Consider the following 13,595-nt stretch of genomic DNA (forward strand, 5'->3'; position numbering starts at 1 on the left):
ACCATGGCCTCCAGCCCGATCACACAGGACGACGTCGCAAGCCAGGCAAACACGCTGATCGGTGAATTTGCGGACGTGGAATCAGCGCGCCCAACGCCAGACACCGAAATCGCGGTTGGCCGTCCCGGCCGTCACCTGGCGATCTATCACGCGCGCGCCGGATACGAACTCCAGGAAGAGCTCGACTTCCTGACCAACCGAGCGCTTGAGCCCAACGTCTTCTTCTCCGGCCGTTTTCTGGCTCCTGCCATGCCACGGCTTGAGGACCGGATCATTCGCCTCATGGTCATGCGCGACGAGGACGAAACCCGCTCCCGCATGCGGCTTTTGTTGCCGTTTTCGATTGAAAAACCCGGCTTCTCTGTCGGCGCGTCGATCATCCGCTGCTGGTCAAACCCCTTTGGGCCGCTCGGCACACCGCTGCTCGACCGAGAGGAAGCCGCCGAAACGCTCGACAACATGCTCGAGGCTTTGAGCAAGCCGGAAGCGGGTCTCCCGGGCGTTCTGGTTCTCCCAGACCTTCAGCTGGACGGACCTGTCGCAAGATTGCTCCGCGCTGTTGCAGTCGGGCGCAACCTTGCCGTGACCGAAACCGATCGTCTGGAACGGCCCTTTCTTGAAAGCGATCTGGATGGCGATGCCTATCTGGCCAAGTCCCTATCGCGTCATCATCGTCATGAGATGCGCCGGCAATGGCGGCGTTTGTCAGAGCATGGCGAACTGACCTACACCGTCGCCCGCCAGCCCGACGAGATCCGCCATCATCTTGAGGAGTTTCTCACACTTGAGGATTCTGGCTGGAAGGGCCGGCGCAGGAGCGCGATGGTTGCCGACCGCTATCGTGCAGCCTTCGCCCGTGAAGCCATCAACGGCCTGGCTGAAACCGACAGCGTGCGCATTCACACCCTTGCGCTTGATGGCGAGGCAATCGCCTCAATGATCGTGTTCGTATCCTCCGGTGAAGCGTGGACCTGGAAGACCGCTTATGATGAAAAATGGGCACGTTATTCACCCGGCAAGCTGCTTGTCGACCGGCTGACGGAATGGCATCTCGATGATCTCAACATCCGCCGCACAGATTCCTGCGCTGTGCCCGATCATGCCATCATGAGCCGTTTCTGGAGCGAGCGCGTGTCAATGGGAACAATGGTCATCGGCCTGCATCCCAACAATGACCGCGATGTCCGCCAGGTCGCGACCCAGCTTCATATCTATCGCAACACCCGCAACGTCGCCCGGCTCCTGCGCGAAAAAATCCGCGGCATGGCAAAGCGCTGATCTCTGATTACTGGGTGGTATCAGCGGCTTTGAGCCGCGCTTCTTCGACTGCCTTGTCTCTCAGCAATCGCCGCACCACCTTGCCGGTAGTGGTCAGCGGGAGTTCATCAACAAATTCGATCTCGCGCGGATACTCATGCGCCGACAGCCTGGTCTTCACCCAGTCGCGGATTGAAACCGACAACCCGTCGTTAATCTCGGTGCCCGGGATCGCCACAATATAGGCCTTGACGATTTCGGTGCGAACAGGGTCCGGTTTGCCCACCGCCGCAGCGAGCGCGACCGATGGATGCCCGGTCAGGCAATTCTCGATTTCGCCGGGGCCGATGCGGTATCCCGAAGACGTGATCACATCATCGTCGCGACCGAAGAACGAGAAGTAGCCATCCTCATCGCAAACGCCCTGATCACCGGTCAGCATCCAGTCACCAACAAACTTTGCAGCAGTCGCTTCCTCGTTCCCCCAGTAGCCCAGAAACATCACTGGATCCGGGCGCTTTATTGCGATCTGGCCGGAAACGCCATTCGCCACCACCGCGCCCTCGTCATCGATGACAGCAACCTCATGACCGGGAACCGGTTTGCCGATCGCACCGCCACGGCTCACCCCCAGCTTCGCAATGGAGGCCAGAACCAAATTGCATTCGGTCTGGCCATAGAATTCATTGATCGTCAGCCCCAGCACCCTTTGCGCCCATTCATAGGTCTCACGCCCCAGGGCCTCGCCGCCCGATCCGACGCTCCGCAGATCGAGCTTGTGGCGCGCCAGCGGATCAGACACCGTGCGCATGATCCTCAGCGCCGTTGGCGGAATGAAGGCGTTGCGGACTTTCATCTCAGCCATTGTCCGGTAAGCGAGTTCCGGATCGAATTTCTGTGCTGGCGAAGAGACCACGGGAACACCGAGCAAAAGACCCGGCAGCAACACATTCAGCAGGCCACCAGCCCAGGCCCAGTCAGCCGGCGTCCACAATTTGTCCCCCGGTTGCGGCATGAACTCATGATGAATCTGCACCCCGGGGATATGCCCGATCAACACCCGGTGGCCATGCAACGCACCTTTGGGTGCACCTGTTGTGCCCGACGTGAAGATCATCAATGCAGGATCATCCGCGCAGGTCTTCTCGGTTTCCAAAGCGTCCGGATGTGCCGCCTCAAGCTGTTCAAAGGCTTCAGCGCCGGCCATCGGGGGACCCGCAACAATGACGGTCTCAAGAGAATTCAGGCGTTCCCTTATCGACGACACCTTGTCAAAACCATTGCCAGTGGTAACCAGCACCGTCGCACCCGATGCGGACAGCCGGTGCTCAATGGCCTCGATCCCGAACAACAACGCAAGCGGCACGGCAATGGCGCCCAGCTTGTAGATGGCAACATGCGCGATGGCCGTGTGGAACCCCTGCGGCAGCATCAGCGCCACTCGGTCGCCACGACCTACCCCGAGTGACCTTAACGCGTTTGCAAAGGCATTTGACCGTCGCGTCAGCTCACCATAGCTCAGCCGGGCTGGCGGGCCATCGGGATTGAAATGCTCGAGACAGATCCGTTCCGGCTCCCGCGCCGCCCAGGCATCTGCCACGGCAAAACCCATGTTAAAAAACTCAGGAACATCCCACGCAAAATTCGACGCGATATCATCAAAATTCTGTCCATCAGGCAAAAACATCGGCGGTCGTCCTCAAATCAACCCGCAAACGTCTTCAGAACAGCAGCTGTAACGGTGAGTCGCGGGGTGGAAAGTGATATCAGGCGAAGCCACCGGATTGAAGAGGACTGAGGCCGCTCCATGACGCGGGGCCCACACGAAAACTGGTGGATCGGCACGCACTTTGAAAACGTCGCAACGTGGGGGAAACTCTATGCTCTGCGAGAGCTTGGCCATTTGCTCAGAACAACCGAGCGATGGTGCCCCCTTCCGGAACCATATATTTCCCTTTAGCCCTTGAAAAGCCTTGCTTTCCCTACCGTCTTTGGCATATGTGGTACATAACTCAGTACACACCGGACCAGTTCGATGCCCAAACCGACACCCAAACCCAAGAACCTGCCAGCCCACACAAGCATGTCAAAGACTGGAGTTTTCCAGTACCGTAGACGGGTTCCGGATACCCTGAGGAAAACCATCGGGAAACGCGAGATCAAGGAAAGCCTTGGCAAGGATTACGGCGCGGCCCTCAGGCGTCACGCCCAATTACATGCCAGTGTGGAGAAGCTTTTCGCTCAGAAGCCGCGCCGAGGATCGAACATTGAGACCAAGGTGCTGTCAAAGCTCCGGGAGTACAGCCTTGACCTTCAGGCCGTGGCTGCCCTCACGCAGGAGGGTGTAGACCCGGATCAGCCCAATGACCTTCTGTATGCCCTTGACGTGGCCCTTGAGGAAATGGAGCGAGACCCTGAGATACCGGACGACTTTATACGGAATGCCGCAAAGGGGGTCCTTACGGTCACGCTGGCCGGTGCGCTGGACGCCTACTGCAAGCACAAGCAGACCGGACGCCCAATCAGTGACGCCGGGATTGAACGCCGCATCGAACGGCACAAGGAACGGCTTGCTCGGTATCTTGGTAAGGATGCAGTCTACAGGCGACCCCTAGGCAACCTGAGGCGCAATGATGCGCGGCGCGTCGCGGAGAGCCTGACAGACGAGACCAGCGCCGCCACCGCAAGGCGCTACATGAACGACATCAATGCAGCAGTCACCCGCGCCATCTTGGAGAACGACCTGAATTGCCGAAATCCCTTCGCTCAACTTGACATCGAGGGCGGGAAGCACACACGCGAAAGCCGCCTTCCGTTTGATGACGCCGACATGCAGAAGCTCGCTCCGATCATGGAAACCGATGATGACCTAGGGCTGATCTGGGAAGCCCTCAGGGACACCGGGGCGCGGATCGGCGAGGTCGTAGGCCTACGGGGCATGGACGTAGACGCTAGTTTCAAGACCATCCTAATACGGCCTCACGCTGGTCGAGACCTCAAGACCAGCCATAGCAGACGGGAGATACCTATACCGGACGCTCTTCTGAAAAAGCTGCTCGCCAAGGCCAACGGCGAACCCGCCGCCCCCCTGTTCCCGCAGTACGTCCGCGAGCGTGGTAACGACACCTGCTCACAGACGCTTATGAAGCGCCTACGCAAGGTGGTGACCGACGAACTTAAGGTGGTCTACAGCCTCCGCCACCGTATGAAGGACCTCCTCCGGGATACTGATTGCCCGGAGAGCCTCGCCCGGGAAATCATGGGCCACTCAGACCAGTCCAGCGCCGCCAACTACGGACGCGGTTCATCACTCCGGACGAAGCGAGCCGCCCTTGAGAAGGCTTGGCATTGGAGCGACCAAGCCCCAGACCCGTAAAAAGGACCCATACAGGGGCGAAGACACCCATCCAGTGTTAACCCCAGAGTTATCCCATGGGTTAAACCGTACTCATACAGGAGAGATAACTCTCAGTTACACCCTAGTTATCTCAGGTCTTCCCTTGAGTGTCTTCTATAAGATGTACATGTAGTAGTTATCCCTAGGGGAACACCGCAGGTTATCCCGAGGGTATCCCGGCGTTCTCCTCCCCGTCCCGGTCGGCTGCATCGCGTGTCTCCCGGTTTACCCGAGGGCCCCCCCCCCGCGCATTCCGCGCTTCCACATACCACCACCACTACCCAACGCCGAAGCCTCGCGCTTCCGGCGCTGCATACCCGACACCGATCACAGGAAAGGTACCCTGCATGATCAATCCACAAACCACGACCACCACACACACCGTCGAACTGATCGGCTCCTATACCGCTCGCCACCTCCAGTCAGGCCTTGAGGTTGACCAGAGTGGCCGCAAGAACCGTCCGTCCACGAAAAGCGCAATCCCTGCCCTGTGCCGCAAGTTGATCGAAAGCGGTCTAGATCCCGCTGACAAGGTTCACGTCATCCGCAAAGCACTGGACCGTGAAGGCCATATTCCCGTCTTCAAGCGGGACCGCGCCCTGAGCGTCTGGGCCAGCCTCGATTGCGTAGAGAGCGACACCCGGCCTCCTCACTGGGTCAAGCATCGCCCCCTACTCCGGCCCCGTAGAGGCGAATAACAGCCGATCTTCACTCCCGACCGGTAACCGTACCAGCGAACGCCGAACGGCCATAAATCGCGTTGACGGAAACACAATGACGGGGGCTGCTCATGTCGATTGATCCCGGCCCATTCATCATTGCGGCCATCGGTGTCCTACAGGGTGCCGCTGCCTTGCCTTGGCGGGACTTGGCTTGCTGGTTCCGTCGCACCCGAATACTAGGGCAGAAACCCCGGTGAGGGGATAACCCCGGCCAACGGCTCACCGGCGATAATTCGCATCGACGGAAACATGAAATGGGGTGGTGTGGGTGGTGCAATGGCCTTGCACTGCCCTCTCACCTTCACCGCCATCCGCGTGGTGACACTCGATGGTAACCCGTGGTTCGTGGCGGCTGATGTATGTCGGGCGCTCGGCCTCACGACATATGGAGGAGCAACCCGACACATGCGCAACCTCAATCAGAATGAGGTTGGGAACGCTCAGCTGAGTACGAAGGGTGGGAAGCCGAACGCCACGGTCTCCGAGAGCGGCCTCTATAAGCTGATCATGCGATCCGACAAACCCGAGGCCAAGGCCTTCCAAGACTGGGTGACACGCGATGTTCTCCCGGCGATCCGCAAGGACGGTGGATACGTCCCTATTCCTCCTTCACCTCATTTTTTGCAGATCAGCGCCAGACAGGCAGCGCCCCGCCACCGCGCGAGGCATGTTACTGTATGGGCTCCAAACAAAACAGCCACAGAAGGCCACTGAGAGGCCTTACGCCGTTCCGCCTAGCACGGGGCCAAAACAGAACAAAACCCCTGGGCATTCCATCATTGGCAAGGCGACCATTGCACCTCAGTTATCTGGAAGTCCTCGGCCTTGCGTGGGATATACCGCCAAGCGGCCTCACAGGCTTCCCAGTGGTCAGACGCCCGGAGAACCCGGAGGGACACCTGTTGCCCATCGGGTGCAAGGTACTCGGCGATGAATGTCAGCTTGCTGGTCATGCGTATCGTCTCCTTTTGGTTACCCCCGAGGGACCGGGGAGACACCCCATCAAGCACACTTCCGAAGACAAAAAAACAGCGACGACCAGAGAGGCTCCGATATCGGAGATCAATGACCTTCAATACCGTATGCCGTTTCCAGCAAAATCGCTGTGTCGTCATCGACCTGATACATCAAGGCCCCGGCGTCCCGTAGTCGGTCGTAAAAAGCCTCGTCTTCTATCGCTGTGTCCAAGACGCTCTCTGAGGTGCCCTTGCGGTTCGCTTGCCAGACTATGAGCGCCACAAAGAAACCGAGCGGCCCCCACCACCAAGCCCTGGTGAATGCGAAATACAGCCCGACCGCCAACAGGAGATAGCCAAGGATAGTGTAGAAGTGGAACGCCGCAGAGACGCTCTTGTTTGGAACAACACCGTTCAATGTGACTTGGCTCGCCGCGCTACGGCTCACCGCAAGTTCCAATTTTCCTTGACCCCTTAGCGCCAGCATCTGGTGATATGGAAGCTTTAGCCGACTTGAACTGAAGTGTTTCATCTCTGCCCCTTTGCGCGGTCCCGGATGAACTTTAAGCGAGCATTCTGAAATTTCAACACTCAAAGCCGGTAGCCAAAAGCAACCCGCGACATTTTTTGCGAGGCGCGTGAAAGCCCAATCATATACGTATTCTTGAGCTGAGTTCCCCCGCCGGGGTGGCCGGATACGGTCAATCCTATACCGTGGCCGCTGCAATATGGGTACGCAATCTAGTACACAGACCAGCGATCTAGTACACACCCGACACCCAGAAACCCTTGCGTTGCAGGGCATTCAGAGAGGTGATGGTGCCCCCTTCCGGACTCGAACCGGAACTCCTTTCGGAACCGCATTTTGAGTGCGGCGCGTCTACCAATTCCGCCAAAGGGGCTTTCACTCTGTCCGTCCAATATTCTGCACCGGCCTGCGGGTCAAGCCCACTTGATGGATGCAAAAGCGCCATGCCGTGCGATTTTCCAGAATCTGGCGACCGGTTAACCGCAGCGCTTTATCGCGATGGATCGCACCGGTTCGCTCTGCTAAGAACCAGTTTGGGATTCGCAGGCAAATCAGGGAACCTTTCCATCAATGAGCGTACATCAAGCAACGCAGGCACCGCGCGGCGCGCTCGCCAAGATCGAAGCCATTCTGACGCCTCATCTCAAACCTTCCGAGCCTGGCGGCAAAGCCACCATCACCCTTGGCGCTCTGTCGGACCTGATGGAAGAACGTGCTTTTGGTCTTTTGCTGCTGGTTCTTGCGCTGCCCTGCTGTCTGCCCTTCGTCTACCTTCTGCCACAACTGGTCGCGCTTCCCATGGTGGTGCTTGCGGTTCAGATGGCAAGCGGACGCCGGGCGCCCTGGCTGCCCGAGACAATCCGCAAGCGGCAGCTTCCGGTCGCGGGCCTGCTCGATGTGGTCAACCGCGCCAAACGTTACGGGGGATGGCTGGAAAAACTGGCGCATCCGCGGTTTGCGAGCCTCACCGGCGACCGTGCCACACGCATCATCGGTGCGCTGCTTGTTGTGCCCTGCCTGTCGATCCTGGTGCCTTTGCCGCTGACCAACACAGTGCCCGGCATCGGCGTTGCGCTGGCAGCCGTCGGGTTGATCGAACGCGATGCCCTGTTTGTTGTTCTCGGCGTTCTGGCCGGATTGATCTGGGTCGCCATTCTGGTGGTCGGCGGGCCGGCCTTGGTCTATTTCCTCGTCAATCTTGTGCTCAATCGGGGTGCCGCTGCCTGACCCCGCAAAAGCCAAAACTGGCGCATCCGCCAGATCATCATGTTTTCGACACCATTGAAGCGGAAATCAGACCAGCCATGAAACATTCCGGAGCCTGCCCATGCTGACCGCCAATGCCCGCAAAGAGCGCACCCTTACTGCGTTCCTCCTGGCTGGCGCCATGGCATTTGTTGTCGGCTCAGCGCTCGGCTTCGAACACATCGGCGGCTACATTCCATGCGCCCTTTGCCTGACCCAGCGCATTCCCTACTACGTTGGAGCCCCACTGATGCTGGTGGCAGCGATTCTCTCGATAGCAGGAGGCCCAGCCTGGCTGGTGCGTGGTCTGTTGGCCATTGGTGGAGCACTGATGCTCTACGGCATGGTGCTCGGAATCTATCATTCCGGTGTCGAATGGCACTGGTGGGAAGGACCCGCAAGCTGTGCCACCTCCGCCGATGCGGTGACCACTGACGCGGGATCTCTTCTCGGTGATCTGAGCAGCAAGAAGCCCCCGTCCTGCGATGCCGCCGCCTTGCGGGTGCTGGGTCTTTCCTTTGCCGGATGGAACGTCATCGCCAGCGTGGCACTTGCCGCTATTGCTCTGCGTGGCGCAGCGGTCAAGAACTGAATCGCCAGCTGCAAGGCCCGCAAGCTCAGGGCTGCAGCTCAACATCCCAATAGAGATAATCCATCCAGCTTTCATGCAGGAAGTTGGGCGGGAACATTCGGCCATTGTTGTGCAGATCCTGCACACTCGGCCTGTAGGGTTTTTGCTGCGGAATCATGCCCGCTTCCTTCGGCATCACCCCACCCTTTTTAAGATTGCAGGGCGAGCAGGCCGCAACAACGTTTTCCCAAGTGGTTTGGCCTCCACAACGACGCGGGATCACATGATCAAACGTCAGTTCGTTTGGCGAACCGCAATACTGGCATTCGAACCGGTCGCGCAGGAACACGTTGAAGCGGGTGAATGCGGGAAATCGCGACGGCTTGATGTAGGTCTTGAGGCAGACAACACTGGGCAGCCGCATGGAGAAACTCGGCGATGAAACGGCCTGATCATACTCCGCGACGATCTGAACCCGGTCGAGGAAGACAGCCTTCACGGCATCCTGCCATGACCAAAGCGACAGCGGGTAATAGCTTAACGGACGGTAGTCGGCGTTGAGGACCAGCGCCGGCAAGGACTGAGGGGATACAAAAATCGTCAAAGGCCTCTCCAGAGCGATTCGGCATCTTCGGGGTTTATATTAGGCTGGACATGACAGCATTGTGAAGCGGCCCGTGCAGCGGTTGCACAACATCGCGCCCTATGCACCAAGCGGAGTTGCGTCCCGACGCATCACCGATGCGTAATAGGCCCATAAAAGCCGCGCCGCCACGCCCCGCCAGGGGCTCCATTGTTCCGTCAGGCGGTAGAGCGCTTTGGGCTGTGGCCGCGCATCAAGACCCAGTATCTCGGCTGCGGCATTTTGCAGCGCTACGTCCCCAGCGGGAAAAACATCGGGATGGCCAGCGCAAAACAGCAGATAGACTTCCGCTGTCCACGGTCCGACCCCCTTGATTGCGGTCATCACTGCAATTGCCTGATCTCCGTCAACCGCACAGAGTTCCTCAAGGTCCAGATCCCCGGCGAGGACCGCCTCGCTGACACGGCACAACGTTTCTGCCTTGGCCTTTGACAAGCCTGCGGCACGGTGCGCTTCGGGACTGAGCCTTAAAATGGCTTCAGGATTGATATCCCCTGCTGCGGCTTCGAGCTTCGTCCACAATGCATTGGCGCTTGCCTTGGAGACCATCTGCGACATTATGATTTCCGCCAGGGCAGCATAACCAGGAGGTTTTCGCCGCAACGGCACCGGACCGGCAACGTCAATGGCTTTGGCAAGCCGCGAATCAGCTTTAGCCAGCGCCGCAAGACCTGCCTCAACATCAAGAGCGCTGTCGATCCGGCGCATTCTGTGTCCTTCCCAGCGGTGACGCGGCACACGAAAAATGACATGAAACACCATGCAAGTCGCCGACACCACAGCAAAACCCAACCCAGACATCACCATCGTTCGCTTCGCACCGAGCCCGAACGGCCTGCTTCATCTTGGCCATGCCAGATCTGCACTGTTGAACTGGCGCTTCGCCAAGCGGTCCGGAGCCCGGTTTCTCTTACGCATAGAAGATATCGACACGACCCGGGCACGCCCTGAATTCGAGCAGGCAATCTTTGAAGACCTTTCCTGGCTCGGGCTCGATTGGCCGGAACCGGTACGGCGTCAGTCAGATCATTTCGACGATTACCGCGCAGCGCTTGTGGAACTGCGCAAGCTTGGCCTCCTCTACCCTGCCTTCATGAGCCGCGCCGAGGTGACGAGCCATGTTCGCGTGTATGAGCAAAACGGCCGGGTCTGGCCGCGCGACCCCGATGGCGCACCGCACTACCCCGCTGTCGATCAGGGCTTGGCCGAAGCTGAACGCAACCGGCGCATTGACGCCGGAGACCCGCATAGCTGGCGGCTCGACATGCAGGCAGCGCTGGACGGCCTTACCTCGCAAGAAGGCGAGACCGTGAGTTTAACCTGGCAGGAAGATGGGCAGGGACCGGATGGCGAGACCGGAAAAGTCGTCGCCGATCCGGGCGTATGGGGCGATGTGGTGTTGGCCCGACGCGATGTGCCGGCGAGCTACCATCTGGCTGTTACGGTCGACGATGCGCTGCAGGCAATCACAACCGTCATCCGCGGTCAGGATCTGTTTGCCTCGACATCTGTGCACCGGCTGCTTCAGTCCCTGCTGGGCCTGCCTGCGCCCATCTACCGTCATCATTCCCTGGTGCGTGACGGCTCCGGACGCAAGCTGTCGAAGAGCCATGGCGACATTGCCCTGGCGGAACTCAGGGCAAAAGGCCTGAGTCCGGCAGATGTGAGCGCCATGGCGGGCCTTGACGCGTTGGAGTAACCCCGCTCACGTCGGTCGTGTCAGACGCTTGATCACAGCCAGGCAGAACAGCAAAGCAAAGGCACCCGCAGCGGCAGCAGGAATCACCATAATCTGTGGAATCCGCCCGATCGGCAGATAATCAACCACCTGCAACCCGACGGCAAATCCAGCCAGCAGCACAAGCATGTTGCCCAGGACACCGAAGCCCTGTTCCCCAAGCAGCGTGTTCATGGCGTTGCCAACAAAAAATGCGGCCGCGGACGACAGCGCAAAGAAGATCCAGATTTCATCAGAGGCAAGACCGGCAAACATGGCCAGGCTCCTTTTGTTTTGGTCACACACGGCACTCAGCGCAGCGGCCGGTTTACGGCTGCGCGTTCGAGACGCCCATCGGCAATCAAGACTGGTTCGGTCGCGCTTTGTCCGACATCATGCCGAACTTCAGCGCTGACGAATATATATCATGGTAAATTCCCGGCGTGCGCAAAGCCTGGGAACGAGGCTAAGGATTAACCATCATTTCCCGGGCATCTGATCCGTTTTGGCACGCTCAGCCGCCTTGAGAAGCGCCGCATTGATCTCCGCCCCCAAAATGAAGATGGCAGCGACGATGTAGAGAAACACCAGCGCGATCATGATCGAGGCAAGCCCGGCATAGGTTGAGACATAGGTCGCAAATTCCTTGAGATAGCTCGCAAACATCAAGGCACCGGCCATCCAGGCCACAAGGGTGACGCCAATTCCTGGAAGGACGTCGAACAGCTTGCGCCGGCCGTCGGGCAACCAGAGATGCGACACAATAAGCCCGATCACGAGCACAGCGGCCGCAATCAGGATACGCCAGTTGTCCACCGCGGAGATCAGCGTTTCCATCCAGGGAACGAACTGGCGAGCGAGCTTGAGAGCCAGCGGGGCCAGAACCAGCAGAAAACTGATGGCCATGATCACCAGCACCGCAACAACTACGAAAAGCAGGCTCTGGATTCGGGTGACGTACCAGGCCCGCGTTTCCGTCACCCGGTAAGCACGGTTGAGTGACACCCGGAGGGCTTCCACTCCATTGGCCGAGAAGAAGGCCGCAGCCAACACGGAGAGCGTCAGCAAACCGCCGCGTTCGACGGTCAGCACTTTCACGACCTCATTGGAAATCGGAGCCGCGATTGATTCGGGCCAGGTGTCGAAAATCAGATGCGAAGCCGTTTCGGCATAGGCGTTGGCACCCAGGAAACTCGCAAGCGCAGTGCCGAAGATCATGAACGGAAACAGCGCCATCAGGATGGACAGCGCGACATGGCTGGCCATGGCCCAGCCATCATCATCGTTGAAATGGGTCACCGCATCCCAGATCACAGACCTTGTGCCCTTCACTCTCTGCTCCCCGCTTCGCTCATATTCGTGCCTCTTCACCATTGTCAGGTAGTGTTGTTTGTGGGAATTGAAACGCCGCTGGAACAGAGGCAAGCCATACAATGGCAGATCAACCCAAGAAAAAGACAATTATCGTAACCGGCTGCTCAACTGGAATTGGTGCCTATTGCGCTCGTGCGCTTCATGCCGAAGGCTGGCAAGTCATCGCGGCTGCCCGCAAAAAGGAAGATCTCGCAGCACTGCACGCCGACGGGCTTGAAGCTTTCTATCTTGACTATTCGAACGATGACAGCATCAAGACGTTCTTTGACGAAGCAATGGCCGCCAGCGGCGGGCGCTGCGACGCATTGTTCAACAATGGCGGTTATGGCCAGGTCGGCGCAGTCGAGGACCTGCCGGTGGAGGCCTTGCGCGCGCAGTTCGAAGCCAATTTTTTCGGCTGGCACCAGCTCACACAATTTGTCCTTCCCGTCATGCGCGCTCAGGGTCACGGTCGCATCGTGCAATGCTCCTCCATTCTGGGTCTTGTCCCGATGCGCTTTCGCGGCGCCTACAATGCCTCCAAACACGCACTTGAGGGCTTCTCGGTCACCCTCGCGCTGGAACTCGAAGGCTCAGATATCCATGTCAGCCTGATCGAGCCCGGCGCGATCGACACGCAATTCAGGGCAAACGCCCTGGCGCAATTTCACCGGACCATCGATATCGAAAACTCGGTTCATCGCGACGATTACAAAGCGCAATTGCGCCGTCTCGACCAGTCTCTCGCCTCGGGAAAGCGCCGGATGGGACCGGAGGCCGTGCACAAGGTGCTGCGCCATGCCTTGACGGCCAGGCGCCCGCGCTACCATTACCTGGTCACAACCGAAGCAAAGCTCGGAGCCATTGCACGAAGATTGCTGCCAACGCGCTGGTTCTATCCTTTTCTCGCAAAACAGGATTAGAATCATCGCATCACGCCAATCAATGGACTTGCAGCCAAACCACCCTAAGTTCGAACCCATGCTCCGTTTCGAGGACCCTGCCTGATGTCGTCCGTCACTTACGTACTTTCCATTATCGCGATGCTGGCCGTCGCAGCCGTTCTGGTTCGTGGTCTGGTCAATATGGCCCGCGGAGGTTCCGGCAATCTTTCCAACAAGCTCATGCAGGCGCGTGTACTGCTGCAATTCGTCGCGGTGGTGCTGATCGTCGCCACCCTGTGGCTCACCGGCGGCGGACGCTGA

General features: G+C 58.8%; 15 protein-coding genes and 1 tRNA gene. 9 read left to right on the forward strand and 7 right to left on the reverse strand.

The features are described 5' to 3' along the window. Positions 1-3 precede the first annotated feature (3 nt). Entirely contained in the window at positions 4-1,278 is a 1,275-nt protein-coding gene (locus tag HPDFL43_RS19310) for a GNAT family N-acetyltransferase (protein ID WP_007199096.1), read from the forward strand. 7 nt (positions 1,279-1,285) lie between these two features. Here HPDFL43_RS19310 and HPDFL43_RS19315 read toward each other — a convergent pair whose 3' ends face one another. Next, positions 1,286-2,944 (reverse strand): AMP-binding protein, encoded by a 1,659-nt coding sequence (locus tag HPDFL43_RS19315; RefSeq protein ID WP_007199097.1) that lies wholly within the window; start codon positions 2,942-2,944, stop codon positions 1,286-1,288. A 348-nt stretch (positions 2,945-3,292) separates the two neighbouring features. Between HPDFL43_RS19315 and HPDFL43_RS19320 the strand changes: the two genes are divergently transcribed. The 3 genes from HPDFL43_RS19320 to HPDFL43_RS19325 all read left to right on the forward strand — a co-directional run bounded on the left by HPDFL43_RS19320 (position 3,293) and on the right by HPDFL43_RS19325 (position 6,090). After that, on the forward strand, positions 3,293-4,633 hold the full coding sequence (locus HPDFL43_RS19320; protein WP_007199098.1) for a site-specific integrase: 1,341 nt from the start codon (positions 3,293-3,295) through the stop codon (positions 4,631-4,633). 368 nt (positions 4,634-5,001) lie between these two features. Next, positions 5,002-5,352: a hypothetical protein gene (locus HPDFL43_RS21790; RefSeq protein ID WP_156970342.1), complete on the forward strand. Its 351-nt coding sequence runs from the start codon at positions 5,002-5,004 to the stop codon at positions 5,350-5,352. Between the two features lie 300 nt (positions 5,353-5,652). Continuing rightward, complete coding sequence (locus tag HPDFL43_RS19325) at positions 5,653-6,090, forward strand: BRO-N domain-containing protein (protein ID WP_052093237.1); 438 nt, start codon at positions 5,653-5,655, stop codon at positions 6,088-6,090. 348 nt (positions 6,091-6,438) lie between these two features. Here HPDFL43_RS19325 and HPDFL43_RS19335 read toward each other — a convergent pair whose 3' ends face one another. Both HPDFL43_RS19335 and HPDFL43_RS19340 read right to left on the reverse strand, forming a co-directional pair. After that, positions 6,439-6,927, reverse strand: coding sequence for a hypothetical protein (locus HPDFL43_RS19335; RefSeq protein ID WP_156970343.1), 489 nt, complete (start codon positions 6,925-6,927; stop codon positions 6,439-6,441). Positions 6,928-7,149: 222 nt separating this feature from the next. Then, positions 7,150-7,234: transfer RNA gene (locus tag HPDFL43_RS19340), tRNA-Leu, on the reverse strand. A gap of 197 nt (positions 7,235-7,431) precedes the next feature. Here HPDFL43_RS19340 and HPDFL43_RS19345 point away from each other — a divergent pair. Both HPDFL43_RS19345 and HPDFL43_RS19350 read left to right on the forward strand, forming a co-directional pair. Next, positions 7,432-8,088, forward strand: a complete 657-nt coding sequence (locus HPDFL43_RS19345; RefSeq protein ID WP_007199102.1) for an exopolysaccharide biosynthesis protein — start codon at positions 7,432-7,434, stop codon at positions 8,086-8,088. Positions 8,089-8,188: 100 nt separating this feature from the next. Continuing rightward, positions 8,189-8,698, forward strand: a complete 510-nt coding sequence (locus tag HPDFL43_RS19350; protein WP_007199103.1) for a disulfide bond formation protein B — start codon at positions 8,189-8,191, stop codon at positions 8,696-8,698. A gap of 25 nt (positions 8,699-8,723) precedes the next feature. Here the strand turns inward: HPDFL43_RS19350 and HPDFL43_RS19355 are convergent, their stop codons facing one another. Further along, positions 8,724-9,281, reverse strand: a complete 558-nt coding sequence (locus HPDFL43_RS19355; protein WP_007199104.1) for an HNH endonuclease — start codon at positions 9,279-9,281, stop codon at positions 8,724-8,726. Positions 9,282-9,380: 99 nt separating this feature from the next. Then, positions 9,381-10,028, reverse strand: a complete 648-nt coding sequence (locus HPDFL43_RS19360; protein WP_040450563.1) for a DNA-3-methyladenine glycosylase family protein — start codon at positions 10,026-10,028, stop codon at positions 9,381-9,383. A gap of 52 nt (positions 10,029-10,080) precedes the next feature. Here HPDFL43_RS19360 and gluQRS point away from each other — a divergent pair, with 52 nt between their 5' ends. Beyond that, positions 10,081-11,019: a tRNA glutamyl-Q(34) synthetase GluQRS gene (gene gluQRS, locus HPDFL43_RS19365; protein ID WP_007199106.1), complete on the forward strand. Its 939-nt coding sequence runs from the start codon at positions 10,081-10,083 to the stop codon at positions 11,017-11,019. Positions 11,020-11,025: 6 nt separating this feature from the next. Here gluQRS and HPDFL43_RS19370 read toward each other — a convergent pair whose 3' ends face one another. After that, a complete protein-coding gene (locus HPDFL43_RS19370; RefSeq protein ID WP_007199107.1) occupies positions 11,026-11,313 on the reverse strand; it encodes a hypothetical protein in 288 nt (95 codons plus the stop codon). Between the two features lie 204 nt (positions 11,314-11,517). Next, positions 11,518-12,411 (reverse strand): YihY/virulence factor BrkB family protein, encoded by an 894-nt coding sequence (locus tag HPDFL43_RS19375; protein ID WP_052093238.1) that lies wholly within the window; start codon positions 12,409-12,411, stop codon positions 11,518-11,520. Positions 12,412-12,470: 59 nt separating this feature from the next. Between HPDFL43_RS19375 and HPDFL43_RS19380 the strand changes: the two genes are divergently transcribed. Next, positions 12,471-13,313 (forward strand): SDR family oxidoreductase, encoded by an 843-nt coding sequence (locus HPDFL43_RS19380; RefSeq protein ID WP_007199109.1) that lies wholly within the window; start codon positions 12,471-12,473, stop codon positions 13,311-13,313. An 84-nt stretch (positions 13,314-13,397) separates the two neighbouring features. Then, positions 13,398-13,595: a twin transmembrane helix small protein gene (locus HPDFL43_RS19385; RefSeq protein ID WP_040449368.1), complete on the forward strand. Its 198-nt coding sequence runs from the start codon at positions 13,398-13,400 to the stop codon at positions 13,593-13,595.

It is taken from the genome of Hoeflea phototrophica DFL-43, assembly GCF_000154705.2.
Lineage (GTDB): Bacteria > Pseudomonadota > Alphaproteobacteria > Rhizobiales > Rhizobiaceae > Hoeflea > Hoeflea phototrophica.

Bases quoted from the DNA above. Each gene is read 5' to 3' on its own strand.
- HPDFL43_RS19310 (WP_007199096.1), top strand. From the start codon at position 4: ATGGCCTCCAGCCCGATCACACAGGACGACGTCGCAAGCCAGGCAAAC.
- HPDFL43_RS19315 (WP_007199097.1), bottom strand. From the start codon at position 2,944: ATGTTTTTGCCTGATGGACAGAATTTTGATGATATCGCGTCGAATTTT.
- HPDFL43_RS19320 (WP_007199098.1), top strand. From the start codon at position 3,293: ATGCCCAAACCGACACCCAAACCCAAGAACCTGCCAGCCCACACAAGC.
- HPDFL43_RS21790 (WP_156970342.1), top strand. From the start codon at position 5,002: ATGATCAATCCACAAACCACGACCACCACACACACCGTCGAACTGATC.
- HPDFL43_RS19325 (WP_052093237.1), top strand. From the start codon at position 5,653: ATGGCCTTGCACTGCCCTCTCACCTTCACCGCCATCCGCGTGGTGACA.
- HPDFL43_RS19345 (WP_007199102.1), top strand. From the start codon at position 7,432: ATGAGCGTACATCAAGCAACGCAGGCACCGCGCGGCGCGCTCGCCAAG.
- HPDFL43_RS19350 (WP_007199103.1), top strand. From the start codon at position 8,189: ATGCTGACCGCCAATGCCCGCAAAGAGCGCACCCTTACTGCGTTCCTC.
- HPDFL43_RS19360 (WP_040450563.1), bottom strand. From the start codon at position 10,028: ATGCGCCGGATCGACAGCGCTCTTGATGTTGAGGCAGGTCTTGCGGCG.
- gluQRS (WP_007199106.1), top strand. From the start codon at position 10,081: ATGCAAGTCGCCGACACCACAGCAAAACCCAACCCAGACATCACCATC.
- HPDFL43_RS19370 (WP_007199107.1), bottom strand. From the start codon at position 11,313: ATGTTTGCCGGTCTTGCCTCTGATGAAATCTGGATCTTCTTTGCGCTG.
- HPDFL43_RS19375 (WP_052093238.1), bottom strand. From the start codon at position 12,411: ATGGTGAAGAGGCACGAATATGAGCGAAGCGGGGAGCAGAGAGTGAAG.
- HPDFL43_RS19380 (WP_007199109.1), top strand. From the start codon at position 12,471: ATGGCAGATCAACCCAAGAAAAAGACAATTATCGTAACCGGCTGCTCA.
- HPDFL43_RS19385 (WP_040449368.1), top strand. From the start codon at position 13,398: ATGTCGTCCGTCACTTACGTACTTTCCATTATCGCGATGCTGGCCGTC.